The 26,002-nt window shown below is 64.9% G+C and carries 17 protein-coding genes and 1 pseudogene; 7 read left to right on the top strand and 11 right to left on the bottom strand.

Annotated elements, in window-relative coordinates; all coding sequences use genetic code 11:
• Positions 1 to 23: 23 nt before the first annotated feature.
• On the top strand, positions 24 to 1,601 hold the full coding sequence (locus ACE10W_RS11585) for a fatty acid--CoA ligase (RefSeq protein WP_304551642.1): 1,578 nt from the start codon (positions 24 to 26) through the stop codon (positions 1,599 to 1,601).
• 124 nt (positions 1,602 to 1,725) lie between these two features.
• Here the strand turns inward: ACE10W_RS11585 and ACE10W_RS11580 are convergent, their stop codons facing one another.
• Positions 1,726 to 3,000, bottom strand: a complete 1,275-nt coding sequence (locus ACE10W_RS11580; RefSeq protein WP_304551641.1) for an acyl-CoA dehydrogenase family protein — start codon at positions 2,998 to 3,000, stop codon at positions 1,726 to 1,728.
• 209 nt (positions 3,001 to 3,209) lie between these two features.
• On the opposite strand from ACE10W_RS11580, the gene ACE10W_RS11575 reads away from it, so the two are divergent.
• Complete coding sequence (locus ACE10W_RS11575) at positions 3,210 to 3,989, top strand: enoyl-CoA hydratase-related protein (protein ID WP_304551640.1); 780 nt, start codon at positions 3,210 to 3,212, stop codon at positions 3,987 to 3,989.
• Between the two features lie 249 nt (positions 3,990 to 4,238).
• Here the strand turns inward: ACE10W_RS11575 and ACE10W_RS11570 are convergent, their stop codons facing one another.
• The 3 genes from ACE10W_RS11570 to ACE10W_RS11560 are packed head-to-tail and all read right to left on the bottom strand — an operon-like array spanning position 4,239 to position 6,391.
• The gene (locus ACE10W_RS11570) at positions 4,239 to 4,616 is read right to left on the bottom strand and encodes a DUF6285 domain-containing protein (RefSeq protein ID WP_304551638.1); all 378 of its coding nucleotides are present in this window, start codon (positions 4,614 to 4,616) and stop codon (positions 4,239 to 4,241) included.
• A gap of 3 nt (positions 4,617 to 4,619) precedes the next feature.
• Entirely contained in the window at positions 4,620 to 5,606 is a 987-nt protein-coding gene (locus ACE10W_RS11565; RefSeq protein ID WP_304551635.1) for a phosphotransferase family protein, read from the bottom strand.
• Entirely contained in the window at positions 5,603 to 6,391 is a 789-nt protein-coding gene (locus ACE10W_RS11560) for an enoyl-CoA hydratase/isomerase (protein WP_304551633.1), read from the bottom strand. The genes ACE10W_RS11565 and ACE10W_RS11560 overlap by 4 nt, the downstream gene beginning before the upstream one ends.
• A 180-nt stretch (positions 6,392 to 6,571) precedes the next feature.
• Between ACE10W_RS11560 and ACE10W_RS11555 the strand changes: the two are divergent.
• The 3 genes and pseudogenes from ACE10W_RS11555 to ACE10W_RS11545 all read left to right on the top strand — a co-directional run bounded on the left by ACE10W_RS11555 (position 6,572) and on the right by ACE10W_RS11545 (position 9,424).
• Positions 6,572 to 7,347: pseudogene (locus ACE10W_RS11555) on the top strand (SDR family NAD(P)-dependent oxidoreductase).
• Positions 7,348 to 7,478: 131 nt separating this feature from the next.
• A complete protein-coding gene (locus ACE10W_RS11550; protein ID WP_028172377.1) occupies positions 7,479 to 7,859 on the top strand; it encodes a VOC family protein in 381 nt (126 codons plus the stop codon).
• A gap of 287 nt (positions 7,860 to 8,146) precedes the next feature.
• Positions 8,147 to 9,424: an acyl-CoA dehydrogenase family protein gene (locus ACE10W_RS11545; RefSeq protein WP_304551629.1), complete on the top strand. Its 1,278-nt coding sequence runs from the start codon at positions 8,147 to 8,149 to the stop codon at positions 9,422 to 9,424.
• A 175-nt stretch (positions 9,425 to 9,599) separates the two neighbouring features.
• Here the strand turns inward: ACE10W_RS11545 and yghU are convergent, their stop codons facing one another.
• The gene (gene yghU / locus ACE10W_RS11540) at positions 9,600 to 10,475 is read right to left on the bottom strand and encodes a glutathione-dependent disulfide-bond oxidoreductase (protein WP_011085723.1); all 876 of its coding nucleotides are present in this window, start codon (positions 10,473 to 10,475) and stop codon (positions 9,600 to 9,602) included.
• A 113-nt stretch (positions 10,476 to 10,588) separates the two neighbouring features.
• On the bottom strand, positions 10,589 to 12,247 hold the full coding sequence (locus tag ACE10W_RS11535; RefSeq protein ID WP_161535842.1) for an NAD(P)/FAD-dependent oxidoreductase: 1,659 nt from the start codon (positions 12,245 to 12,247) through the stop codon (positions 10,589 to 10,591).
• Positions 12,248 to 12,515: 268 nt separating this feature from the next.
• Here ACE10W_RS11535 and ACE10W_RS11530 point away from each other — a divergent pair, with 268 nt between their 5' ends.
• Positions 12,516 to 13,649, top strand: coding sequence for a nitronate monooxygenase (locus ACE10W_RS11530; protein WP_304551625.1), 1,134 nt, complete (start codon positions 12,516 to 12,518; stop codon positions 13,647 to 13,649).
• Between the two features lie 157 nt (positions 13,650 to 13,806).
• Positions 13,807 to 15,315, top strand: a complete 1,509-nt coding sequence (locus ACE10W_RS11525) for an acetyl-CoA acetyltransferase (RefSeq protein ID WP_304553730.1) — start codon at positions 13,807 to 13,809, stop codon at positions 15,313 to 15,315.
• A 149-nt stretch (positions 15,316 to 15,464) separates the two neighbouring features.
• Here the strand turns inward: ACE10W_RS11525 and ACE10W_RS11520 are convergent, their stop codons facing one another.
• From ACE10W_RS11520 to ACE10W_RS11500, 5 genes are all read right to left on the bottom strand, one after another.
• Positions 15,465 to 16,667 carry an efflux RND transporter periplasmic adaptor subunit gene (locus tag ACE10W_RS11520; protein ID WP_304551624.1) on the bottom strand — a complete coding sequence of 401 codons (1,203 nt, stop codon included), beginning with the start codon at positions 16,665 to 16,667 and terminating at the stop codon, positions 15,465 to 15,467.
• Positions 16,654 to 19,833, bottom strand: a complete 3,180-nt coding sequence (locus ACE10W_RS11515) for an efflux RND transporter permease subunit (protein ID WP_304551623.1) — start codon at positions 19,831 to 19,833, stop codon at positions 16,654 to 16,656. Before ACE10W_RS11515 ends, ACE10W_RS11520 begins: the two co-directional genes overlap by 14 nt.
• 169 nt (positions 19,834 to 20,002) lie before the next feature.
• Positions 20,003 to 21,697 carry a methyl-accepting chemotaxis protein gene (locus ACE10W_RS11510; protein WP_011085717.1) on the bottom strand — a complete coding sequence of 565 codons (1,695 nt, stop codon included), beginning with the start codon at positions 21,695 to 21,697 and terminating at the stop codon, positions 20,003 to 20,005.
• A 237-nt stretch (positions 21,698 to 21,934) separates the two neighbouring features.
• Complete coding sequence (locus ACE10W_RS11505) at positions 21,935 to 24,127, bottom strand: methyl-accepting chemotaxis protein (protein WP_162603503.1); 2,193 nt, start codon at positions 24,125 to 24,127, stop codon at positions 21,935 to 21,937.
• A 179-nt stretch (positions 24,128 to 24,306) separates the two neighbouring features.
• Positions 24,307 to 25,998 carry a methyl-accepting chemotaxis protein gene (locus ACE10W_RS11500; RefSeq protein ID WP_161535848.1) on the bottom strand — a complete coding sequence of 564 codons (1,692 nt, stop codon included), beginning with the start codon at positions 25,996 to 25,998 and terminating at the stop codon, positions 24,307 to 24,309.
• Between the last annotated feature and the right edge of the window lie 4 nt (positions 25,999 to 26,002).

Below are 26,002 nucleotides of genomic sequence, written 5' to 3'. Positions count from 1 at the left end.
GAACAAGATATCACGGGAGGAACATGTCCACACAGCCATTGGCGAATCTCGCCGACATGGTGCGCGAGCGCGCGACGAGTCGCGGCAATGCCACCGCCTACGAGTTCGAGGGCCGCGTCACCAGCTTCGTCGCGTTCGACATCAAGACCAACAAGGTCGCCAACGCGCTTCTGGCGATGGGCGTGAAGAAGGGCGAGCGCATCGCCTATCTCGGCAAGAACAGCGACTTCTATTTCGAGCTGCTGATGGGCGCGATGAAGGCCGGCGTGGTGATGGCGCCGGTGAACTGGCGGCTTGCCGCGCCCGAGGTCGCCTTCATCGTCGCGGATTGCAGGGCGCCGGTGCTGTTCGTCGGGCCCGAGTTCATCACACTGGTCCGTCAGATCAGGGATCAGATTCCGGGCGTGCGCACGATCATCACGACCGAGGGCGGCGCCCCTGAATGGCAGGATTTTACGGCCTGGCGCGATGCGCAGAGCGGCGACGATCCGAAGGTACCGATCGATACGAAAGACATCGCGATCCAGCTCTACACCTCCGGCACCACGGGCAAGCCGAAGGGCGCGATGCTGAGCCACGCGAACTTCCTCAACCTGGTGCAGACAGGCAACGCCGCAGACAAGCCGGAGTGGAACCGGTGGTCGACCGACGACGTGTCGCTGGTCGCGATGCCGATCTTCCACATCGGCGGCTCGGGCTGGGGCGTGATGGGTCTCTATCACGGCGCCCGCGGCGTGATCGCACGCGAGTTCGATCCGACCAAGGTGCTGGATTTCTTCGAGCAGTCGGGCATCACGAAGCTCTTCATGGTGCCGGCAGCGATGCAGTTCGTGGTGCGGCAGCCGCGCGCGAAGATGGTCGATTTCTCCAGGCTGAAATACATGCTGTACGGCGCCTCGCCGATTCCGGCAGCGCTGCTGAAGGAGTGCATCGAGGTCTTCAAATGCGGCTTCGTGCAGATGTACGGCATGACCAAGACGACAGGCACCATCGTCGCGCTGCCGCCGGAGGATCACGTCGAGGGGCTGGAGCGGATGCGCTCGGCCGGCAAGGCGCTCCCCGGTGTCGAGATCGCCATTCTGGATGCGGACGGCGAGCCGCTGCCGCCGCGCCAGGTTGGCGAGATCGCGACGCGCTCGGGCTCCAACATGGCGGGCTACTGGAATTTGCCGGAGGCGACCGCGTCGACGCTGCGCGGCGACGGCTGGCTGCGCACCGGCGATGCCGCCTACATGGACGAGGACGGCTATCTCTACATCCACGACCGCATCAAGGACATGATCATCTCCGGCGGCGAGAACATCTATCCCGCCGAGGTCGAAAGCGCGCTGTGCGATCATCCAGATGTCGCCGAGGCCGCCGTGATCGGCGTGCCCGACGATAAATGGGGCGAAGCGGTGAAGGCGGTGGTGGTGATGAAGCCCGGCAAGCAGGCGACCGCCACCGACATCATCAACTTCACCCGCGAGCGCATCGCAGGGTTCAAGACGCCGAAGAGCGTGGAGTTTCTGCCGGCGCTGCCGAGGAATCCATCAGGCAAGATTTTGCGACGGCAACTGCGCGAGCCGTATTGGGCGGGGAAGGACCGGCGGGTGAATTGATCGCGAAGTTGCGTAGGGTGGGCAAAGGCGCGAAGCGTGCCCACCATTCCTCCACGGTAGCATTAGCAGTGGTGGGCACGCTTCGCTTTGCCCACCCTACGACAGGGACACTTAGCAACGAGAGCTAATGCTTCCCCGGTCCCATATATCCGAACAGGAACCCGGCCACCTTGCGCATCTGGATCTCCTCGCTGCCTTCCGTGATCCGGTAACGGCGATGGTGCCGATAGATATGCTCGAACGGCTTGTGGCGTGAATAGCCCATGCCGCCGTGGACCTGCATGGCGCGGTCGGCGGATTCGCAGCAGAGGCGGTTTGCCCAGTAGTTGCACATCGAGACGCGGTCGGAGAGCGTGCGCTCGATCTGCTCCTCGGTGAGCTTATCCATCTCCCAGGCGGTCTTGCGGATCAGAAGGCGCAGCATCTCGGCTTGCGTCGCGAGCTCGACCAGCGGGAACTGGATCGCCTGGTTCTCGGCGAGCGCCTTGCCGAATGGTTTTCGCTCGCGCGCATATTTGACGCTTTCATTGATGCAATAGACGGCGGCGCCCAGCGAGCTCGCCGCCTGACGGATGCGGTTCTGGTGCACGAAGCACTGCGCCAGCGACAGGCCGCGGCCGACCTCGCCGAACAGCGCATCCTCGGGCACGAACACGTCGGTGAAGCTGACGCGGGGATGATCGGTCGGCATGTTGAAGGTCCACATGTACTCCTCGACCTTGACGCCGTGGCTCTTGGCCGGCACCAGGAAGCAGGTGATGCCGCGCGCATCGCCGTCATTGCCCGAGGTGCGTGCGAACAGCGCGCAATGCGTGGCGACGTGCATGCCCGTCGTCCACATCTTCTCGCCGTTGATGATCCAGCCCTTGATGTTGTCGCGGGTCGCCGGCACCGCACGTGTCTCCATGTGCGTGGCGTCCGAGCCATGATGCGGCTCGGTGAGGCCAAAGGTGATGCGGTACTTGCCCTTGATCGAGCCGTCGATCATCGCCTTCTGGTCGTCGCGACCGTAACGGTCGAGCATGGTGACGACAGGGAAATTGCCGACGATGGAATGCTCGTTTTGAAGGTCGTTGTGCAGGCCGAGACCTTTGGCGGCAAAATGCTCGCGGATCACCGCCATCCAGAGGTTGGAGCCGTCCTTGCCGCCATACTGCTTCGGCACCGGAAAGCGGAGGTGACCGGCGGCGTCCGCGAGATCCTTGGCCTTGCGCAGCAGCGCCTCCCATTCGTGGCGCGGCAGGCCGCCACTCTCGAAATCAGTGCGCGCCCATTCGCGGCGATGATCGAAGAAGCGGATGTTGTCGTCGGCCGCTTCCAGCGGCTTGATCTCGCGTTCGATGAAACGGTCGAGCTCTCCGAGATAGGCGACGAGATCTGTTGGCAATGAGAAATCCACGGCTCTCTCCCGGATGATTTTTTCGTTTTGCGTTAAGGCGCTAACCGCGCTTTTGCTTCGCACGATTAAGGTGAGAAGAGCGCGCGCAAGTCAAGCAAGCCGACGCGTGCCGGCTGCGCAAGGCGCATTGCGCAATTCGATGGTGCCCCGGCGCTTGCGCGCGGTAGTATGACGGCAATATTCCTTCAGGAGAAAAGCGGGAGCGAGCGATGGAGCTGAAATTTTCCAAGGTGGAACGCAAGGGACCGATCACGATCGTCACGCTGTCGCGGCCCGAGGTCTACAATGCGCTGCACACCGACGCGCATTTCGAGCTCCAGAAGGTGTTCGACGATTTCTCGGCCGATGCCGAGCAATGGGTCGCGATCGTCACCGGCGCCGGCGACAAGGCGTTCTGCGCCGGCAACGACCTGAAGTGGCAGGCGGCCGGCGGCAAACGCGGCTGGGACAAGGGCGGTTTTGCCGGCCTCACCGCGCGCTTCGACTGCGACAAGCCGATCATCGCCGCGGTCAACGGCGTTGCGATGGGCGGTGGCTTCGAGATCGCGCTGGCCTGCGACCTGATCATCGCCGCGGAGAATGCGACCTTCGCCCTGCCCGAGCCGCGCGTGGGGCTCGCCGCGCTCGCGGGCGGCCTGCACCGGCTGCCGCGCCAGATCGGCCTGAAGCGCGCCATGGGCATGATCCTCACCGCGCGCCATGTCAGCGCCAAGGAGGGCCTTGAGCTCGGCTTCGTCAACGAGGTGGTGCCGCAGGGCGAGGCCCTTGCAGCCGCGCTGCGCTGGGCCGAGATGATCACCAAGAACTCGCCGATGTCGATCCGCGCTTCAAAGCAGGCGATCCAGAAGGGGCTTGGCGTCTCGCTGGAGCAGGCGATCGAGGAGCAGCGGGAATATCCGGCGGTGAAGGCGATGGTGGCCTCGCAGGACTACATCGAGGGCCCGAAGGCGTTCTCGGAGAAGCGGCCGCCGAAATGGGTGGGGAAGTAATCCCTCCTGTCATTCCGGGGCGCGCCGTCAGGCGCGAGCCCGGAATCCATCGGGCCACGGCGACCGCGGATAAATGGATTCCGGGCTCGTCGCTTCGCGACGCCCCGGAATGACGAGGAGAGTGTGGCGCACCACTGCATCAACGCCGTCATTGCGAGCGCAGCGAAGCAATCCAGACTGCCTCCGCGGGGACACTCTGGATTGCTTCCTCGCAGGGGCTCCTCGCAATGACGGAGACTATAGCCCCGCCTACCCGCCTTGCCCCAGCTCACGCTTGTACGACGCATAATTCGGCTGATCGACCGCGAGCTTGTCCATCGTGGTCGCCCACAGATGCTCGGCGAGGCCCGGCGTTGCGAGGTCGAGCTCGCCCCTGGCGATGCGCTCGGCCAGCACCCGGTTGAGGTCTGTCACCGGGCCGTCGATGCCGAGCAGTGCACGCAGCCGCTCCACCTCCTTGGCATCGCTCCCCGCCTCCTGCGTCAGCTGCCGCGTGACGAGGTCGAGGATGTTGATGGCGACGCGCAGCTTGAAGGCCTGGTGGCCGGAGATCAGCGGTGCGATGTCGCTGCGGAGGAAATCGGCGACTGACTTGGTCAGCTCGACCGGTGTCGGTTCGTCCTGCATGTGTCAACTCCCGCGCGGCGCCAAGAGCCGCAACAGATCGATCTCGGTCTCGGAAGCGCGGCGGCCGATCATGGCGCGCTCCATGGAATGGTCCGGTCCCTCGCGAAACCGCTGCATCATGCCGCCGCACATGATGCCCCAGCGCAGCGTGCCCATCACTTCCCAGAATTTTACGCGCGCGGGATCGACTTTTCGGCCTGCCGCTTCGTAACCCGCGAACAATTGCTCGCGAGTGCCAAAACCGCCGACGGGCTTGTCGATCTCGCCGAACCGCCAAGAGTTGACGCAGACCCAACCAAGATCCTCCATGGGATCGCCGAGATGGGCAAGCTCCCAGTCGAGCACGGCGCGGACGCCGTCGGCACCGATGATGAGATTGCCGTTGCGGAAATCGCCATGCACCAGCGTCTCCTCGGCCGAGGGGCCGGGATCGTGGTCGCGCAGCCAGCGCAGCGCCAGCTCGAACACGGGCTTGGGCCAGTTCAGGCTGCGATAGTCGCGCTCGAACTCGCCGATCTCCTTCGCTGCCGTCATGCGCCGGAGCTCAGGCAGCTTGTCCAGCGGCAGCCTGTGCAGGCCAGCGAGAATGCCACCGATCTGCCGCGCGAGGTGCGGCCGAGCCGACGCGAACTCGTCGTCGCGCAGGATCTTGCGCGCGATGGTCTCGCCCTCGACCCGCTGCATGATGAAGCCGGTGCCGAGATCGTCCTCGGCCGTCAGGACATGCATCACGCGCGGCGACGGCACACCGGCTTCATAGGCGAGCTGCATCAATTGCGCTTCAGCGCCGAGCCCCGCCGCGCGCGTCGGAGCCGCGCCATAACCCTTCGGTGAGCGGCGCAGGATCGCACCGATCGGCCCGTCGGGATGCACGATGTCGAAGCGCCAGGTTTCCTGGCTGGCACCGCCGGACAGCTTGGCCGCGCCGGTGACGCCGGTCGCCCCCTCGCACCAGCGCGTGACGCTGCGGGAGAGTTGCGCTTCGATCATTTGCCCTTGAACTGCGCGGGGCGCTTCTCCAGGAACGCGCCGACGCCCTCGCGAAAATCCTGGGTGTCGCCGGCGCGGAGCTGGCACTGGAATTCGAGGTTGAGCTGATCCTCGAAAGAATTTTCCGGGCTGTCCCAATAGAGCTTGCGGATCAGCGACAACGCCACCGTCGGGCCGCTGGCAAGCTCGCGCGCCAGCTTCATCGCCTCCTCCATCAGCACGCCGTCATCATAGACGCGATTGACGAGGCCCCATTCCAGCGCCTTCTCGGCCGGGAGCCGCTCGCCCATCAGCGACAATTCGATCGAGCGCGCCTTGCCAATCAGGCGCGGCAGCAGCCAGGTCGAGCCGCAATCCGGCACGAGGCCGATGCGGCGGAAAGCCTGCAGAAAGTAGGACGAGCGCGCGCACAGGATCATGTCGCCGAGCAATGCGAAGCTCATGCCGGCGCCGGCGGCAGGGCCGTTCACCGCGGTGACGATCGGGCAGTGCAGATTGCGGATGCGGCGCAGGAACGGGTGAAAGCCGGTCTCCAGCGTCAGGCCGGCCTTGGTCTTCTTCGACTGGTTGTTGCGGCCCTGAAGATTAGCGCCGGTGCAGAACGCCCGCCCCGCGCCGGTCAACACGACGCAGCGCACCTCGTCTTTCTTCTCTTCGATCGCATCGAGCGCCTCGGCAAGGCCACCCAGCATGTCCACGGAGACCGCGTTCATCACCTCCTGATGGTCGAGCTTGAGGATCGCGACCGAACCATCGAAATCGAGCGTGACGTGTTTGAACTGCATGGTTTCCTCGTCAGTTGCGGACCCGCGTCAGTTTCGCAGACCGGAATTACTTTTGCCGGGGCGCATATTTGATTTTTGGCGCGGTCTTGTCCATGGTGATCGGAGCATAACAAGCAATCTTGCGCGCAGCGGCTGGTGCGCGTCATGCCAGAAAGTCTTGCCAAAAACGGGAAACGCGCCATGAACCTTTTCGACCTCTCCGGCCGTGTCGCCGTGATCACCGGCGGCAATGGCGGCATCGGGCTCGGCATCGCGCAGGCACTGGCCGGCCAGGGCTGCAACGTTTCGATCTGGGGCCGCAATCCTGACAAGAACAGAAGCGCTGCCGCGAGCCTGGCGGGACTTGCCGGCAAGGTGGATACCCGCGTCTGCGACGTCACCGATCCGGCATCGGTCAATGCCGCGATGAAGGCCACGCTCGACACCTTCGGCCGGGTCGACGGCTGCTTCGCCAATGCCGGCATCGGCGGCGGCGGCCGGCGCTCCTTCGGCGCACCGAAGAGGAATGGCGCACGATGTTTTCGACCAATCTCGACGGCGTGTTCCACGCGTTCCAGGCGGCCGCCAGACACATGACCGACCGCGCCAATGCCGGCGATCCCTTCGGCCGGCTGGTCGCGACCTCGAGCCTCGCCTCGATCTTCGGCACCGCGCGCAACGAGCACTATGCCGCGACCAAGGCTGCCATCAACGCGCTGGTGCGCGCGCTCGGCGTCGAGCTGGCACGCCACGGCGTCACTGCGAATGCGATCCTGCCCGGCTGGATCAAGAGCGACATGACCGCCGGCCTCATGGCCAACGACAAGTTCGTCGCCAATGTGATGCCGCGCATTCCGCAGCGTCGCTTCGGCGAGGCCAGCGATTTCGGCGGCATCGCGGTGTATCTGATGAGCAGGGCGTCGTCGTATCATACGGCCGATACGTTCGTGATCGACGGCGGCTATACCGCGTTTTGACATCTCGTAGGGTGGGCAAAGGCGCTCTTGCGCCGTGCCCACCAGAAATACTTTCGAAGGCCGTGGTGGGCACGCTGCGCTTTGCCCACCCTACGGCTTCTCGTTTTGTGAGCGCAGAGGGGACAGGGCGAATGTTTTCACACATTATGATCGGCACCAACGACCTCGACAAGGCGAAGGCCTTCTACGACCAGCTGCTCAGCACGCTCGAGGTGCGGCCTGCACGGGTCGACGGCCATCGCATCTTCTACATCACCAAGACCGGCGTGTTCTCGGTGACGAAGCCGATCAACGGCGAGCCCGCGACCTGCGCGAACGGCGGCACCATCGGCTTTGCCGCCAACTCGCCTGAGCAGGTCGACAGGTGGCACGCGGCCGGCGTCGCTGCCGGAGGAACGCCGATCGAGAATCCGCCCGGCATCCGCGAGGGCGCGGGGAACAAGCTTTATCTCGCCTACTTGCGCGATCTCGATGGCAACAAGATCTGCGCGATGCACCGGATGCCGAACTGATTGCTCCAGGACGCTGTCATTCCCCGCGAAGGCGGGGAATCCAGTACGCCGCGGCTTCTCCGTGAGTCGCTGACGTCACGGAGTACTGGATCGCCCGGTCAAGCCGGGCGATGACAACCGTGAGTGCGGCCCGCGCCTGCCACCTCACTCCATTCAAACAACATTTCAAACGCCCTCGCGATATTCCATCGCGTGGCATGGCTCGCGCGAAAAATGCGCGCTCGCACTTTGGCCACGCTGCGACTATTCTCGCGTTCAGCACGAACTCAGCGCCCCCGGGAGGAACAATGACAAAACACACCTACATTCCCCGCACCACCAACTACACGCTCAATCCGGGCGACGAGCTCAACGACCTCCGCATGTCGGATCAGGTTCGCCCGCTCTACGATCACGTCAGGAAGTTCATCCGCGACACCGTCGAGCCGATGTCGATCGAGTTCGCCAAGGCTGGCGAGAGCAAGGAAGACCGCTGGAGTTTTACGCCGAAGCAGCTCGAAGTGCTCGAGGTCGCCAAGAACAAGGCCAAGAAGGAAGGCCTCTGGAACTTCTTCCTGCCCGATGACGAGACCGGCCAGGGCCTGAAGAATCTCGACTATGCCTATATCGCCTCCGAGCTCGGCAAGAGCCCGCTGGCCTCCGAGACGATGAACTGCTCGGCGCCCGACACCGGCAACATGGAGGTGCTGGAGCGCGTCGGCACCAAGGAGCAGAAGGAGAAGTGGCTGAAGCCGCTGCTCAACGGCGATATCCGCTCGGCCTATGTCATGACCGAGCCGAACGTCGCCTCCTCCGACGCCAAGAACATCTCGACGACGGCCAAGCTCGTCGGCGACGAATGGGTCATCAACGGCGAGAAGTACTACATCTCCGGCTTAGGGGATCCCCGCTGCAAGATCCTCATCGTGATGGTGAAGACCAACCCGGATGCGGCGCCGAGCAAGCAGCAGTCGCAGATCCTGGTGCCGCGCGACACGCCCGGCGTCGAGGTGCTCGGACCCATGTACGTGTTCGGCCAGGACCACGCCCCGCGCGGCCACATGCACATGCGCTTCAACAATGTGCGCGTGCCGAAGGAGAACATGCTGCTCGGCGAAGGCCGCGGCTTCGAGATCTCGCAGCTCCGCCTCGGCCCGGGGCGCATCCATCACTGCATGCGCACCATCGGCAAGGCCGAGAAGGCGCTCGATCTGATGGTGCAGCGCGGCCTGACCCGCGAAGCCTTCGGCAAGAAGATCGCCCATCTCGGCGGCAATATGCAGATCATCGCGCAGGCGCGCTGCGAGATCGAGGCGATGCGGCTGATGGTGCTGAAGGCGGCAAAGGCCATGGACGTGCTCGGCAACAAGGAAGCCCGCGTCTGGGTCTCAATGGTGAAGGCCATGGTGCCCGAGCGCGCCTGCAAGATCATCGACCAGGCCATCCAGATGCACGGCGCCACCGGCATCTCGCACTGGACCCCGCTCGCCGAGATGTACCAGGACGTGCGCCACCTGCGCTTTGCCGACGGTCCGGACGAGGTGCACTGGATGGTCGTCGGCCGGCACGAGCTGAGCATGGCCTGAACTCTATCCGTCCCTCTCTCCGTACTTGCGGGGAGAATCCCGTAGGGTGGGCAAAGGCGCGCTCTTCGCGCGCCGTGCCCACCATCTCGGCTCTTCGCATGACGTGGTGGGCACGCTCCGCTTTGCCCACCCTACGAAGCTCCCCGCACGCAGGGAGAGGCGAAGACAGCGACACCTACGTCGCCGGCGCGAGCTTGTCCTGCGTCTTGGTTTCGAAATCGGATGCGTCGTGGCGCTCGTGGAGCTGGCTGGCAGGGTCGCCGGAGACGCGGTTGACCATGCGGCCGCGCTTCACGGCCGGACGCTTGGCGATCTCGTCGGTCCAGCGCTGCACGTTCTTATAGTCCTGCACGGAGAGGAATTCGCCGGCGCCGTACACCAGCCCCTTGGCGAGCGCGCCATACCAGGGCCACACCGCGATGTCGGCGATGGTGTACTCGCTGCCCGCGAGATATTCGTTGTCGGCGAGGCGCCGGTCGAGCACGTCGAGCTGGCGCTTGGTTTCCATCGCAAAACGGTCGATGGCGTATTCGATCTTGGTCGGCGCGTAGGCGTAGAAATGGCCGAAGCCGCCGCCGAGATACGGCGCGCTGCCCATCTGCCAGAACAGCCAGGACATCGCTTCGGTGCGGGTCTTGATGTCCTTCGGCAGGAAGGCGCCGAACTTCTCGGCAAGATAGAACAGGATCGAGCCGGACTCGAACACCCTGACGGGCTCAGGGCCGGAGCGGTCCATCAGCGCCGGGATTTTCGAGTTCGGATTGATGTCGACGAAGCCGCTGCCGAACTGGTCGCCGTTGCCGATCCTGATCAGCCAGGCGTCGTATTCGGCCCCCTTGTGGCCGAGCGCCAGAAGCTCCTCCAGCATCACCGTGACCTTCACCCCGTTCGGGGTCGCCAGCGAATAGAGCTGGAGCGGATGGCGGCCGACCGGCAGCTCCTTGTCGTGGGTAGGGCCGGCGATCGGGCGGTTGATGCTGGCGAACTGCCCGCCATTCTCCTTGTTCCAGGTCCAGACTTTGGGCGGCACGTAGGCGGGGACGTCAGTCATGCGGGGCTCCGGCGGAAAGATGCGCCTGCATTAATTAGCCCGCGAGCGGCCGATGACAAGCCCTGCCGGCTCTGCGTCCGGCGCGGGCCTCACGCCGGTGTCATGCATCCGGCCTAACCCGTCACCACCCTGCGCGGCTGCTCCGCCCGTGTCATCACGAACCCCTCATACCCCTTCCCCGCGACCTCGTCGCAGATCCGCCGGTAGACCCCGACGCCGCCGATATAGGGCATGAAGATGCGCGGCTTGCCTGGGATGTTGGCGCCCATGTACCAGGAATTGGCCTGCGGATAGAGCGTGCCATGGGCAACTTCGTTGACGTGCGCGACCCACTTGTCCTCCGCCCCTCCGTCCGCCTCCATCGTGGCGAGGCCTTGCTTGCGCATGTGGAGGAGGCAGTCGGCGATCCAGTCGACATGCTGCTCGATCGACACGATCATGTTCGATAGCACCGACGGGCTGCCGGGCCCGGTGATGATGAAGAGATTGGGAAAGCCTGCGCTCATCAGGCCGAGATAGGTCTTGGGGCCCTCGGCCCATTTCCGGTTCAGCGTCCGCCCGCCGCGACCGCGAATGTCGATCCGGGCGACAGATCCGGTCATGGCGTCAAAGCCGGTCGCCATCACCAGCGCATCGACCTCGTGATCTGCCCCCGCGACACGGACAGCGTTCGCGGTGATCTCCTCGATCGGATTGGTCTTGATATCGACCAGCGAGACGTTCGGCCGGTTGAAGGTCGCGAAATAATCGGTGTCGATGCAGATGCGCTTGGTGCCGATCGGATGGCTGTTCGGCTGGAGCAATTCCGCAGTGCTGGCGTCCTTGACGATCTCGGTGATCTTGCCGCGCACGTAGTCGGCGGCGGTGTCATTCGCGGCCAGATCCAGGCCGAGATTGTTGTAGGCGTACATGAAGGTGAGCCCGCCGCGATCCCAACGCGCCCCGTATTTGGCGCACCTCTCATCCTCGCTGTCGTCGAGAGCGCCGCGATCGGGCGGCTCGGCATAGATGCCGTTACGCGCGACCTCGCGGGCGAAGCGGCGGATCTCCGGATAATTCTGCCGGAACGCATTGCGTTCCTCGTCGGTCAACGCGGCATTGCGGGCGGGAATCGAGAAATTCGCGGTGCGCTGGAAGACCGTGAGATGCTTTGCCTGCTCGGCAATGATGGGCGCCGACTGGATGCCGGATGAACCGGTGCCGATAAGGCCAACGCGCAAGCCCGTGAAGTCCACGGGCTCGTGCGGCCAGTTGCCGGTGTGGTAGACGGGACCTTTGAAGTTTTCGAGACCCTTGATGTCGGGCTTGCGCGCGTTCGACAGGCAGCCGGTGGCGAGCACGACGAACTTCGCTTCGACCGTCTTTCCGCCGGAAATCGTCACCGACCAGCCATTGGTCTGTTCATCGAAGACAGCGCGCTCGACGCGCGTGTCGAACTGGATGTCGCGGCGCAGATCAAAACGATCCGCGACATGGTTGGCATATTTCAGGATCTCTGCCTGCGGCGCGTAGCGCTCGCTCCAGTCCCATTCCTGCTGGAGCTCATCCGAGAACGAGTAGGAATATTGCATGCTCTCGACATCGCAGCGCGCGCCCGGATAACGATTCCAGTACCAGGTGCCGCCGACACCACCGCCCTGCTCGTAGACGCGCGCCGAGAAGCCAAGCCCGCGCAGCCGATGCAGCATGTACATGCCGGCAAAGCCGGCGCCGACGACGACCACGTCATAGGCTTCACTGGCCTCGGCCGGACTCGATTGCGCTGGCGACATCGGTTGGCGCTCCCTCGTTGTTGTCTGTTGTTGTTCGCCAGCATTCTCTCACGTCGGCCAAAGCGCAAGAGGCTCATTCACGGCCGCCGCTCCGCTTATTTTGCGCGACGGAATGGCTCCTCGCGTGGCGTGGCGCCTATACGCAAGATGCGCGGCGAAATCCGGCTTGGCATCGCCGGCGACGATGGGTTAGCGTCGCACGGCCTTCGCCAAGGACAACAACAACGCAAAGCAATAACAGCAACGCGACGGCCGCCGGGAGAGAGCCATGAAATCGCCGATCTGCGACATGCTGGGCATCGAGTTCCCGCTGCTCGCCTTCAGCCATTGCCGCGACGTCGTCGCCGCCGTCAGCCGCGCCGGTGGCTTCGGCGTGTTAGGTGCCACCGTGCATACGCCTGATACGCTCGAACACGAGATGAAATGGATCGACGACCATATCGACGGCAAGCCCTACGGCATCGACGTGCTGATCCCCGAGAACATCTCGACGGCGGGCGAGAAGGACGTCACCTGGAAGAGCCTGGAAGCGCGCGTGCCGCAAGAGCATCGCAACTACACGCGCGACCTCCTGAAGAAGTACGACATCGAGCTGACGACCACTGAAATGGCCGACAACCAGCCGCAGCCGTTCGACGGAAAGACGGCGCTTCAGCTGCTCGAGGTCTCCTTCAATCATCCGATCAGGCTGATCGCGAACGCACTCGGCGTGCCGCCGAAAGCGATGATCGAGATGGGCAAGAAGCACGGTGTGCCGGTCGCAGCTCTCGTCGGCGCCAAGGAGCACGCGCTGCGCCAGGTCGCGGCCGGCGTCGATATCCTCGTGGTCCAGGGCACCGAGGCCGGCGGCCATTGCGGCGAGGTGTCGACCATGGTGCTGGTGCCGGAGGTGATCAAGGCAATCAAGAAGATCCGCGACGTGCCGGTGCTGGCGGCCGGCGGCATCATGACAGGACGGCAGATGGCGGCCTGCATGGCGATGGGCGCAGCCGGCGCCTGGACCGGCTCGGTATGGCTCGCGACCGTGGAAGCCGAGACGACGGAAATCTTCCGCGAAAAGATGATCGCCGCGTCCTCGCGTGACGCGGTGCGCTCGAAGGGACGCACCGGAAAGCCCGCGCGGCAGCTCCGCTCGGTCTGGACCGATGCCTGGGACCGCGCGCCGGAAAGCCCGGGTGCACTGCCGATGCCGCTGCAAAGCATCATCAGCCGCGACGCCTTCAATTCGATCGACCGCGCGGCGGCGGCTGGCAACGCCAAAGCGCGCGATCTCGTCAGCTACTTCGTCGGCCAGGGCGTCGGCCTGATCGACAGCGTGAAGTCGGCGGGCGCCGTGGTGCAGGAGTTCAAGGAAGAGTTTGCCGAGGCCGTCGAGCACATGAATGCGCTGGTGGCGGAGTGATTGCCCGCGGCCCCTCCTTCGAGGCTCGCCAGGCGTCGCTCGGCTCGCACCTCAGGATGACGCTTTCTCCGTAGCCGTCACCCTGAGGTGGCCGCTTCTTCCGCGGCCCTCGAAGGGCGACGGCGTGCCCGAGACTTAAACCGTGAAGCAAGAAGAAATGACCAACATCCCCGAAGACCGCATCCCCGTCATCGTCGGCATCGGCGAGATCGTCGACCGCCCCAAGGAGATCACCGAGGGCCTCGAGCCGCTCGATCTGCTCGTACAGGCGCTGCGGCGCGCCGAAGCGGATGCCGGGGCAAAGCTGCTCGGCGAGGTGCAGTCGCTCGACGTCGTCAACTTCCTGAGCTGGCGCTACCGCGACCCGGAAAAGCTGCTGGCGCAGCGACTCGGGATCACGCCTTCGCATTGCTATTACGGCCCGGTCGGCGGCGAGAGCCCGATCCGCTACATCCACGAGGCCGCAAAGCGCATCGCGCGCGGCGAATGCAGCGTTGCCGCGGTCTGCGGTGCGGAGGCGCAGTCGACCGCGACCAAGGCCGAGCGTGCAGGCGCGAAGCTGCCATGGACGCCGTTCGCGCATGATGTCGAGGAGCCCAAGCGCGGCGCAGCGTTCCAGAAGCCGCTGGCCGTGAAGCTCGGCGTGTTCCGGCCCGTCACGGTCTATCCGTTCTATGAGGCGGCCTCCTCCGCTCATTGGGGCCAGACGCCGCGCGAGGCGATGGCGGAATCGGGCACACTGTGGTCGCGCTATTCCGAGGCCGCCGCACAAAATCCAAACGCCTGGCTGAAGCGACGCTATGCGCCGGACGAGATCACGACGCCGACCGCGGACAACCGTCTCATCGCCTGGCCTTACAACAAGCTCATGGTCGCCAACCCCAGCGTCAACATGGGTGGCGCGCTGCTGCTCACCAGCCTTGCCAGGGCGCGCGCGGCGGGTATCGCCGAGGACAGACTGGTCTATCCGCTCGGCGGCGCCTCGGCGGAGGAGCCGCGCGACTATCTCCTGCGCGACCAGTTCTACGAGAGCCATCCGCAGAATGCGGTGCTGAAAGCCGCGGTGGACCTCGCCGGCGGCGACGGCACGGCATTCGAAGCGATCGAGCTCTATAGCTGCTTCCCCTGCGTGCCCAAGATGGCGCGGCGGACGCTGGGCCTTTCCGCCGACGTGCAGCCGACCGTGACCGGCGGCCTCACCTTCTTCGGCGCGCCGCTCAACACCTACATGACGCATGCGGCCTGCGCGATGGTGCGGCGCCTGCGCGATGGCGCCAGGCTCGGCCTGCTCTACGGCCAGGGCGGCTTCGTCACCAAGCATCATGCGCTGGTGGTTTCGAGGGCGCCGCCGCGCGCGGCGCTGGCGCAGGAGACGAGCGTGCAAGGAGAGGCCGACCGCAACAAGCGCGCGGTGCCGGACTTCGTCGCGGAAGCCTCGGGCAAGGGCAAGGTCGAGAGCTTTACGGTGCTCTACGGCCGTGGCGGGGATGTCGAGCACGGTGTGGTGATGCTGCGCACGGAAGATGACCGCCGCACGCTGGCGCGGATTCCGGCGGGTGATACCGCGACGCTGGCGCATCTCCTCAACATCGATCGCACGCCGGTTGGCTCGCTGGGCGAGACCGCGATGGCCGGCGATGGCGTACCGGAGTGGCGGGTATCCTGATCTCCCTCTCCCCGTTCTTACGGGGAGAGGGTCGGGGTGAGGGGCTGCGTCCGCAAACACCGTGAGAGTTAGACTCGCGGAGAGTCCCTCTCACCCGAATTGCTTCGCAATTCGACCTCTCCCCGCAAGCGGGGCGAGGTGAAGAAAAGCTAGCCCTTCGGCGCCTGCTTTTCCGACGCGGTGGCCGGCTTGCCCTTGGCGCCGGCGCCGACGACGCGGACCTGATCGCCATCGGACAGGCCGTCCGGCGGGGCGGTGATGACGCGATCGTCCGGAGAGATGCCTGATGCGAGCTCGATTTCCTTGCCAAGATCGCGCGCGATGGTCACGGCCTTGAACAGCACCTTGTCGTCCGCACCGACGGTCGCGACACGCAGGCCGCTGCCGTTGAAGATCAGCGCGCTGGCGGGAATGCTGAGCGGCGCGGAGTCGCGCTGGAGGCTCAACTTCACGCTGGCATAGCCGCCGGGCATTAGTTCGCCCGAGGAATTGTCCAGGCCAAGCTGCATGCGCGTGGTGCCGGAGGCAACGTCGACGGCCTGCGAAGACGCTTCCACCGTCGCCTGGAAGGTCCGGTTCGGATACTCCGGCAGCGCGATGGTGGCCTTCGCGCCGATCTTGATGGCCGGCACGTAATTCTGGGGCACGTTGACATAGACGCGCAGCTTGGTGATGTCCGAGACCACGAACATCGCCGGGCCCGAGCCGCCACCGGCATTGATCAGCGCACCGACGTCGGTATCGCGCGCCGTGACCACGCCGTCGAACGGAACGGTGATCTTCTTGTAGCCGGCCAGCGCTTCCAGCCGCTCGACATTGGCCTGTCCCGAATGCACCGCGGCGTTCTTGTTGGAGAGATCGGCGGTGCGCTCGTCGATCTCCTGCGCGGAGACGAAGTTGGAGGCGACCAGCGTCTTGCGCCGGTTCAACGTCGCTTCCGACAGCCTTGCGCTGGCCTGCTGGCTGGCGAGGTCGGCGCGGGCCTGCAGGAGCTGCTGATCGAGGTCGGGCGCCTCGATCTCGGCAATCACCTGCCCTGCCTTGACGCGGGCCCCCATGTCGGCGCTCCAGCGCTTCAGGTAACCCGACACGCGCGCGAAGATCGGGGCACGGTAGTAGGCTTCCAACCGGCCCGGCAGATCGAGGCTGGCGTTGAGCGCCTTGGCGTTAGGCTGGGTCACCGCGACGCTGGGAACGGCCTGATCATCGGTCCATTCCTTCAACTTGGAGCCCTGCTCCTCGCGCGCGCGGATGCCGGTGCCGACGACAAGGCCTGCCGCAATCAGCGCCACCACGCCGAAGATGCCCAGTTTCCGGTGCGACACCGGGGAGCGGGATTCAGTAGGCGACATGCGGAGTCTCCAAGGGGGCGGCGGCTTCGGCGCCTTGTTTCTTGTGTACCATGCTGAACACCACGGGAACAAACATCAGCGTGGCGAAGGTTGCAAAGATCAGGCCGCCGATCACGGCGCGGCCGAGCGGCGCATTCTGCTCACCGCCCTCGCCGAGGCCCAGAGCCATCGGCGCCATGCCGATGATCATGGCAAGCGCGGTCATCAACACCGGGCGGAACCGGACGAAGCCGGCTTCGAGCGCAGCCGCAACGGGATCGCCGAGCTCCGCGTAGCGCTCGCGCGCAAAGGAGATCACGAGCACGCTGTTGGCGGTGGCAACCCCCATGCACATGATGGCGCCGGTGAGCGCCGGGACCGACAGCGTGGTCTCGGTCATGAACAGCATCCACACGATGCCGGCGAGCGCGGCCGGCAGCGCCGTGATGATCACGAACGGGTCGGACCAGGACTGGAAATTCACGACGATCAGGAAGTAGATCAGTACGACGGCGCCGAGCAGGCCGAACAGCAGGCCGGTGAAGGCGCTGTTCATGGTCTGCACCTGGCCGAGCAGCACGACGGAAGATCCCTTCGGCACCTCCTTCGCGGTGTCGGCGATCACCTGGCGGATGTCGGCGGCAACCGCGCCGAGATCGCGGCCCGAGGTCGTAGCAAAGATCTGCACCATCGACTGGATGTCGTATTGCGACACCACCGCGCTCGACGTCGAGCGCTTGATGTCGGCAATGCCGCCGAGGATCGGCGACTGCGCGTTGCCGGTGGCGGTGATCGGCAGCGTCTGTAGCGCGCCGAGCGAGTCGATCTGGTATTGCGGCGTCTGCATCACGATCGAATAGGACACGCCGTTATCCGGATTGAGGTAGTAGGTCGGCGCCACCTGCGAGGAACCGGCAAGATTGACCACGAGACTGTTGGTGACGTCGCGCTCGGTCAGGCCGACATATTGCGCACGGGTACGGTCGACATCGATATTGAAGGTCGGGTTGTTCGGCGATTGCTGGATGCGCGCATCGGCAACGCCGGGAATCTTGCGGACCTTGGCCAGCAGATTGTTGGCGTAAGCGAAGTTGGCGCTGATGTTGGCGCCGCGGATCTGAAGGTCGATCGGCGCCGGCGCACCGAAATTCAGGATCTGGCTGACGATATCGGCCGGCAGGAACGCGAAGCTGACGCCGGGGAACAGCCGCGGCAGCTGCTCGCGCAGGACGCGTACATGCTCTTCGGTCGGCTTGTGGCCTTCCCTCAGCTTGATCTGGATGTCGCCGTCCTGCGGACCGATCACGCCGGTGTTGTTGTAGGTCATGTTGATGCCGGAGATCGGCATGCCGATGTTGTCGGTCATGGTCTCGATCTCACCAGGGATCAGCTTGCGCACGGCCTTCTGCACGTCAGCGAGTTGGTTCGCGGTCTCCTCGACGCGGGTGCCGACCTGGGTGCGGACATGCATCAGGATGTTGCCGGCATCGACCGCGGGGAAGAAGTTGCGCCCGAGGAACGGCACCAGCGCGAAGGACGCGCCGACCACGCAGAGGAAGCCGATCACGAACACCGCGCGATGCGCCAGCGCCAGCCCAAGGAAATCATGGTAGCCGCCGCGGATGCGTTCGAAACGCTTCTCGAACCCGCGCTGGAACCAGACCAGCGGATTGCGCGATGTCCGCGGCTCGCCCTCGTGGTGGACATGCGCATGCAGCAGATAGTTCGCCATGGTCGGCACCAGCGTGCGCGACAGGATGAACGACCAGATCATCGCGAACATCACCGCTTCGGCCATCGGCACGAACAGGAAGCGCGCGACACCGGTGAGGAAGAACATCGGCACGAACACGATGCAGATGCAGAGCAGCGAGACGAAGGCCGGCGTGACGATCTGGTTGGCGCCGTCGAGGATCGACTGCTCGACCGGCTTGCCCTGCTCCAGATGGTAGTTGATGTTCTCGATCGTCACGGTGGCGTCGTCGACGAGGATGCCGACGGCGAGCGCGAGACCGCCGAGCGTCATGATGTTCAGCGTCTCGCCGATCGCCGAGAGCATGATGATGGCGCCCAGCACCGACAGCGGGATCGAGACCGCGATGATGATGGTCGAGCGCCAGCTGCCGAGGAACAGCAGGATCATGACGCTGGTCAGCAGCGCCGCGATCACGCCCTCGAAGGCGACACCTTCGATCGCGCCGCGAACGAACACCGACTGGTCGCCGATGAAGCCGATCTTCAGCGCGTCCGGGAGCTGGTCCTTGACCTCGATCACCTTCTGCTTGATGCCGGCGATGATATCGAGCGTCGAGGTCGCGCCCGCCTTCAGCACCATCATCAGCACCGAGCGGTTGCCGTCGACATGAACGATGTTGGTCTGCGGCGGATTGCCGTCACGCACGGTCGCGACATCGCGCACATAGACCATCGCGCCGTTGACGGTCTTGATCGGGAGGTTGCCGAGCTCGTCGATTTTCAGCGGCGAGTTGTTGAGCTGGATGTTGTATTCGAAGGTGCCGATCTTCTGGGTGCCTACAGGCGTGATCAGGTTCTGCGCAGCCAGCGCATTGGCGACGTCCTGGCCCGACAGGCCGCGGGCCTGGAGCGCGGTCGGGTCGAGATCGATCTGGACCTGGCGCTGCTTGCCGCCGAACGGATACGGAATCGCCGCACCAGGCACGGTGACCAGCGGGGTGCGCAGATTGTTAATGCCGATATCGGCGAGGTTCTGCTCGGTCAGGCCGTCGCCCGACAAGGCCACCTGGATGATTGGCACGGTCGAGGCGGAGTAGTTCAGGATCAAGGGCGGCGTCGCGCCCGGCGGCATCTGCTTGAGCAACGTCTGCGAGATCGCTGTGACCTGTGCGTTGGCAGTGCGGATGTCGACGTTCGGCTGAAAGAAGATCTTGATGATGCCAAAGCCGTTATAGGAGTTGGCGACGATATGCTCGATGTCGTTGACCGTCGTCGTCAGCGCACGCTGGAACGGCGTCGTGATGCGGCCGGACATCTGGTCGGGCGGCAGGCCGGTGTACTGCCAGACCACGCCGATCACGGGAATGCGGATGTCGGGGAAGATGTCGGTCGGCGTCCGCAGGGCTGCCAGCGGTCCGATGATCAGGAGCAGGAGCGCGAGCACGACAAACGTATAGGGTCGGCTCAGGGCAATACGGACCAGAGCAATCATGCGCCAGGCAATTCCAGGTCAGGCAGGGATACGGAATCCGCCCCCACGGGGATCCTGTTTCCCCTTTACCTGAGCACCGCCGGAAACGCTAATCACCGGCAGCTTTCCTGCATTCACTTCCCTGCTACCGCACTGCGAAATCGGCATCGCAGCTATGCGGCCGCACGCGTCACGCTGCGCGGACGGAGTTCAGGAACTTGCCGACCTCGAGCTTGAGGCGGTTGGAGTCGCGGGACAGCATCTGCGCCGCCGACAGCACCTGCGAAGACGCCGATCCGGTTTCGGATGCGCCGCGCTGGACGTCGCCGACATTGGAAGACACCTGCTGGGTGCCGTTGGCCGCCTGCTGCACATTGCGGGCGATCTCCTGGGTCGCCGCGCGCTGCTGCTCCACGGCTGCGGCGATCGCCGAGGATATTTCGGAAAGGCGCGCGATGGTGCCGGAGATTTCGCTGATGGCGCCGACCGATTCCTGCGTCGCCGCCTGGATGCCGCCGACCTGCTGGCCAATCTCGCCGGTCGCCTTCGCCGTCTGTTCGGCGAGCGCCTTGACCTCGGAAGCCACAACCGCAAAGCCGCGGCCGGCCTCGCCGGCACGTGCCGCTTCGATCGTGGCGTTCAACGCCAGGAGATTGGTCTGGCCCGCGATGGCATTGATGAGCTCGACAACGTCGCCGATCCGAGAGGCCGCCCGCGACAACTCGCTGACGCGTTCGGTGGTGGCGTGCGCCTGGCTGACGGCCTCGCTCGCAATCCGGGTGGAATCCTGCACTTGGCGACCGATCTCGTGGACCGACGACGACATCTCCTCGGCGGCCGATGCCACCGAATGGACGTTGGTGGAAGCTTCTTCCGAGCCGGCTGCGACCACCGTCGCCAGTTCCTGCGCCCGGCCCGCCGTCGAGGACAGCGTCGAGGCCGACGCCTCGAGCTCGGTCGCAGCTGACGACACGGTCTCGACGATCTCGCCGATCGCGGCCTCGAAGCCGTCGGCAAGTTTGGTCATGCCGGCCTTGCGCTGCTCCTCGGCGCGGCGCTGCACCGCCTGGACCTCGTCGCGGCTGAAGCGGATGATGGTCTGCACGGTCTGGAGGTTGCGCAGCGCCTCACCGATCTCGTCGTCACGTTCGATGACGATGCGGTTGTCGAGCTTGTCCTGCACGAGGTTGAGCATGGTGTCGTTGAGGTGCCGCATCGGGCCCTGGATCGCGCGCATGGTCGCAAGGCCGGCGAAGCCGACGATGGCGATGCCGACCAAGGCCAGCAGCGTCAGAACCAGGCTGGTCGAACCGCCGGTGGAGAGCGCGCCGCCGATGCCGAGCGCCAGCATAAACAGCGCCTGGAGCGTCATCGTCGTGACCAGGCGCGCCTTCAGCGTCCCGGTGAAGACGCTGAAGCGATCGAGCAGCGAGCGGCGGCGGATGATGCCGGCATCGACGCGATAGCCGTGCGGCTTCTTCTCGCGGATCGCGGCATAGACCTCTTCGGCGAGCTTGCGCTGGTCGGCCGGCAGCCTGGTGCGGATCGAGGTATAGCCGGTGACATGGCCGTTCTCGCGGATCGGCGAGGCCGTCGCCAACACCCAGTAGAAGTCGCCGTTCTTGCGGCGGTTCTTCACCGCGCCGAGCCACGGCTTGCCGGCCTTCAGCGTGTCCCAGAGATTGTCGAACGCCTCCGGCGGCATGTCGGGATGACGGACGATGTTGTGCGGCTGGCCCATCAGCTCGGCCGACGTGAAGCCGGCGGCGGCGAGGAAATCCTCGTTGAAGTAGGTGAGCTTGCCCTTGAGGTCGGTCCGGGAGACGATCAGTGTCTCGTCACTGACCGGATACTCGACATCAGTGACAGGAAAATTCTTGCGCATCGAAGCCCCCAAAGACCGAATTCAGTCTGAAATCATTCCAATCAGGACTGCCGCAGCGCGAGACCGCCCTCGCCCAATTCTTGAAAATCCGCTTTAACCATCGATGAAACGATCTGTCCGCAAGACTACGGGTGCCCCTCGTAACGCCACCTAAAAGCGACATCATGCTACCGGAAGAATGAAAGGAGCGGCGTTTTTGGCGCCGCTCCTCGCTCGATCGACGGGTTGTGCGAGGGTCTACGCGGCGCGGACGTTGGTCAGGAACTTGCTGACCTCGTTCTTGAGCCGGCCCGAGTCGTTCGACAGCATTTGCGCCGCCGACAGCACCTGCGAAGAGGCCGTGCCGGTCTCGGTCGCGCCATGCTGCACGTCGGTGATGTTGGAAGAGACCTGCTGGGTTCCTTGCGCCGCCTGCTGCACGTTGCGGGCGATCTCCTGCGTGGCCGCGCCCTGCTCTTCCACCGCGGCGGCGATCGCCGACGAGATCTCCGACAGACGCTCGATGGTCGAGGAGATCTCCTTGATCGCGCCGACCGAGTCGTTGGTCGCAAGCTGGATGCCGGAGATCTGCTGGCCGATCTCGCCGGTCGCCTTCGCGGTCTGCTCGGCGAGCGCCTTCACCTCGGAGGCCACCACCGCGAAGCCGCGGCCGGCTTCGCCGGCGCGTGCCGCCTCGATAGTGGCGTTCAGCGCCAGCAGGTTGGTCTGGCCGGCGATGGTGTTGATCAGCTCGACAACGTCGCCGATGCGGGCGGCCGCCCTGGAGAGTTCGCTGACGCGCTCGGTGGTGGCTCGGGCTTGGCCGACGGCGTCGCTCGCCATCCGCGCCGATTCCTGCACTTGACGGCTGATCTCGCCGACCGAAGAGGCCATCTCCTCCGTTGCCGAGGCCACCGACTGCACGTTGCCCGATGCCTGGTCTGACGCCGCAGCGACGACCTTGGTAAGCTGTTGCGCCCGTTCGGCGGTCGAGCTGAGCGTTCCGGCCGAGGATTCCAGCGCACCGGACGCGGCCGACACCGTCTCCACGATGCCGCCGACCGACGCTTCGAAGCTGTCGGCCAGCTCGTTCATCGCGCGCCGGCGCTCGCGGTCGGCAGCCGCCTGGTCCTGGGCACGCTGCTCGATGCTGCGCTTGATGTCGCCCTGCATCGACCTGAGCGACGTCGCCAGCCTACCGACCTCGTCGGCCTGCTCGATCCCGAGCTGCTGATTGAAATCGCCCTTGGCGATGCCATCGGCGAAATTGGCACAATCCTGGATCGGCCGCGCGATCTTGCGTGCGGCGAACGAGATCAGGAAGATCGCCGCCAGCACGATGACCAGGCCAACGCCGAGCTGCCAGAACGTGTTCGAGGTCGCACGGGCACTGAGCGAGGCGTCGAGTTGCCTTGCAGACGCAAGCACCACGTCGCGGGGGATCGAGATCACGATCGACCAGGCGTTCTCGGTGAGCCCGAAGCGGATCGGCGCATAGATGTCGATGTTGGCGAACTTCGGATCGTCCTGCACCGTGCCCTTGCCGGCCTTGACGATGGCGAGGCTTTCACTCCAGCGAGCGTCGGCCTCGGAGGCGTTCTTGCCGATCACGTCCTGATTGGCGCTGTTGGCGACGATCAGCCCGGTGTCGTTGAGGATCGCGACCTTGCCCTTGCCCTCGAACAGCGAGCCGTTGATCTTGACGGCCAGCTTCTGCACGAAGTCGAGATTGTAGTCGGCGCCGGCGACACCGCGGAATTTGCCGTCGATCATGACCGGCACCGACATGGTCGCGAGGAAGACGGCCTTGCCCTGAACGATGTAGGGCAACGGACCCAGGATGTTTTCCTTACCCGTGGTGTTCGGGTTGATGTACCAGGCGCCCTTCACGAGGCCGTTGGGATGCCGCTCGCTGCTGTCGTACTCGACGAGCGGCTGAACGGCGATGGCGCCGCTGGCGTTGCGCGTCCAATAGGGCAGAAAGCGGCCGGTATTGTCCGATCCCGCCTCCTTGCGTCCCTTGAACGACGCATCGTCACCATCCAGCGCGCCGGGTTCCCAGGCCGAGTAGGTGCCGTTGAAGGCAGGGTTGAGCTCGAGCACGTGACGCAGAAGCGCGTTGAACTGGGTCCGCCGCGCCGCGATCGGAGTGCCGGTCTTCTCGTCGGCGAGGGTCGCGAAGGCATGTGCGGTGGTGCGCGCCGCATCAAACCCGACCTCCAGCTCAGCCTTGATGGCGTTGGCTTCGGTGGAGGCCCGGTTCATGAGGCTCTCCTTGGTCTGACGGTCGACCAGCTGCATGACCTCGTGGGTCACGTACTGGTTCATGCTCTGCGTGGAGAAGAGGCCGTAGCCGATCAGCACGATGCACGTCACTGCCAGGCAGAGGCCGGCGATCAGGGCGATCTTCAACTGGATGGAGCGAATGGCGGAAAATGAAAACAACTTCACGATTGAGTCTCCAAAACACTGCGACGAGTTAAGGTTCGCAGGGTTGGGAACCCGTAAAGAATTGGAACCGTACGACCCACGTGAAAAATAAGTCAGCAGGCGCCAAGCCATGCGCCAAAATCAAAGAGCGGCGCCGACGGCGCCGCTCTTGCGTAGTCCGATACCTGCTCTGACGGCCCTTACGCAGCGCGAACGCTGGTCAGGAACTTGCTGACCTCGGTCTTGAGCCGGCTCGAGTCGTTCGACAGCATCTGCGCCGCCGACAGCACCTGCGAGGAGGCGGTGCCGGTCTCGGTCGCACCGCGCTGCACGTCGGAGATGTTGGAGGAGACCTGCTGGGTGCCCTGCGCCGCCTGCTGCACATTGCGGGCGATCTCCTGGGTCGCTGCACCCTGCTCTTCGACGGCCGCAGCGATCGCCGACGAGATCTCCGAGAGACGCTCGATCGTCGAGGAGATCTCCTTGATCGCTCCGACCGAATCGTTGGTCGCCGCCTGGATGCCGGAAATCTGCTGGCCGATTTCGCCGGTCGCCTTCGCGGTCTGCTCGGCGAGTGCCTTCACTTCGGAAGCCACCACCGCGAAGCCGCGGCCGGCTTCGCCCGCGCGCGCCGCCTCGATGGTGGCGTTCAGCGCCAGGAGGTTGGTCTGGCCGGCGATGGTGTTGATCAGCTCGACGACGTCGCCGATGCGGGACGCCGCCTTGGAGAGCTCGCTGACGCGCTCGGTGGTGGCTCGGGCCTGACCGACGGCGTCGCCCGCCATCCGCGCCGATTCCTGCACCTGACGGCTGATCTCGCCCACGGACGACGCCATCTCCTCCGTCGCCGAAGCCACCGACTGCACGTTGGTCGAGGCTTCCTCCGAAGCTCCGGCAACCGTGGTCGCGAGCCGCTGGGAGCGGTCGGCGGTCGAGGTCAGCGTCGAGGCGGAAGCTTCGAGCTGGGTCGAGGCCGATGACACGGTCTGGACGATCTCGCCGATCATCGTCTCGAATTCGCGGGTGATGTTGTCGACGCGGCGGCCGCGCTCGATCTTGGCTTCGGCGTCGGCCGCGGCGGCTTCGTCGGCGGCCTTCTTGGCGATCAACGCCTCCTTGAAGACCTGGAGCACGTCGGCCATGGCGCCGATCTCGGTCTTCTCGCCGCGATGCGGGACTTCGGCGGAGAGGTCGCCCTTGCCCAGCGCCTGCATCGGCTCGACGATCGAGTTGATGCCGCTGGAGACGTCGTGGACGAGATAGACGCTGACGCCGATGCCTGTCAGGACGGCCGCGCCCAGGATGATCGCGACCAGCAGGAAGGCGAAGGAATAGCTGTCGGCGGCATCCCGCGCGGCCTGGTCGCCACCCCGGGTGTTGAGGTCGATATCCTTGCGCAGGACCTCGTCGGACTGGATGCCGATCTTGTTGGCGGTCTTGACGTTCAGCTCATGCGCCTCGTGCGGGACCTTGCCGACCTCCTTGCGCGACACTGCAAAGACCTCGTCGGCGCTCTTCTTGTAGTCGTCCCACAGCTTGGACCATTCGGTGTAGAGCGCCCGCTCCTCCGGCGAGGTGATCATGGGCTCGTAGCTCTGGCGGGCCTTGGCCAGTGTCTCGCCGGTGGTGACCGCGATCTTTTCCATCGCGAGCTTTTCTTCCAGGGTCTCGGCCAGCATGTGCTCGCGGACCACACTGCGATAGGTGATGACGCTGGCCCGGAGCTCGCCCAGCACCCTCACGCTGGGCATCCAGCTCGTGGTGATGTCGGTGGTGTTCGCGTTCATCGCGCGCATCTTCACGACGGCGAGCAGGCCCATGCCGGTCATCGCGACCAGCAGGAACGCCACGACACTGATGATCTTGGCGCGGATGGAGATCTTGGCGAACATAGTC

The organism is Bradyrhizobium sp. B025, from assembly GCF_042257955.1.
Lineage (GTDB): Bacteria > Pseudomonadota > Alphaproteobacteria > Rhizobiales > Xanthobacteraceae > Bradyrhizobium > Bradyrhizobium diazoefficiens.
Note: the sequence above shows the minus strand (reverse complement) of the source record. Positions and strands in the feature narration are given on the sequence as shown.

What these genes read in the sequence shown, in the direction of transcription:
- ACE10W_RS11515 (WP_304551623.1), bottom strand. Translation starts at nt 19,833, where the DNA reads ATGATTGCTCTGGTCCGTATTGCCCTGAGCCGACCCTATACGTTTGTC.
- ACE10W_RS11530 (WP_304551625.1), top strand. Translation starts at nt 12,516, where the DNA reads ATGAAATCGCCGATCTGCGACATGCTGGGCATCGAGTTCCCGCTGCTC.
- ACE10W_RS11500 (WP_161535848.1), bottom strand. Translation starts at nt 25,998, where the DNA reads ATGTTCGCCAAGATCTCCATCCGCGCCAAGATCATCAGTGTCGTGGCG.
- ACE10W_RS11520 (WP_304551624.1), bottom strand. Translation starts at nt 16,667, where the DNA reads ATGTCGCCTACTGAATCCCGCTCCCCGGTGTCGCACCGGAAACTGGGC.
- ACE10W_RS11510 (WP_011085717.1), bottom strand. Translation starts at nt 21,697, where the DNA reads ATGCGCAAGAATTTTCCTGTCACTGATGTCGAGTATCCGGTCAGTGAC.
- ACE10W_RS11560 (WP_304551633.1), bottom strand. Translation starts at nt 6,391, where the DNA reads ATGCAGTTCAAACACGTCACGCTCGATTTCGATGGTTCGGTCGCGATC.
- ACE10W_RS11570 (WP_304551638.1), bottom strand. Translation starts at nt 4,616, where the DNA reads ATGCAGGACGAACCGACACCGGTCGAGCTGACCAAGTCAGTCGCCGAT.
- ACE10W_RS11525 (WP_304553730.1), top strand. Translation starts at nt 13,807, where the DNA reads ATGACCAACATCCCCGAAGACCGCATCCCCGTCATCGTCGGCATCGGC.
- ACE10W_RS11535 (WP_161535842.1), bottom strand. Translation starts at nt 12,247, where the DNA reads ATGTCGCCAGCGCAATCGAGTCCGGCCGAGGCCAGTGAAGCCTATGAC.
- ACE10W_RS11545 (WP_304551629.1), top strand. Translation starts at nt 8,147, where the DNA reads ATGACAAAACACACCTACATTCCCCGCACCACCAACTACACGCTCAAT.
- ACE10W_RS11585 (WP_304551642.1), top strand. Translation starts at nt 24, where the DNA reads ATGTCCACACAGCCATTGGCGAATCTCGCCGACATGGTGCGCGAGCGC.
- ACE10W_RS11575 (WP_304551640.1), top strand. Translation starts at nt 3,210, where the DNA reads ATGGAGCTGAAATTTTCCAAGGTGGAACGCAAGGGACCGATCACGATC.
- ACE10W_RS11550 (WP_028172377.1), top strand. Translation starts at nt 7,479, where the DNA reads ATGTTTTCACACATTATGATCGGCACCAACGACCTCGACAAGGCGAAG.
- ACE10W_RS11565 (WP_304551635.1), bottom strand. Translation starts at nt 5,606, where the DNA reads ATGATCGAAGCGCAACTCTCCCGCAGCGTCACGCGCTGGTGCGAGGGG.
- yghU (WP_011085723.1), bottom strand. Translation starts at nt 10,475, where the DNA reads ATGACTGACGTCCCCGCCTACGTGCCGCCCAAAGTCTGGACCTGGAAC.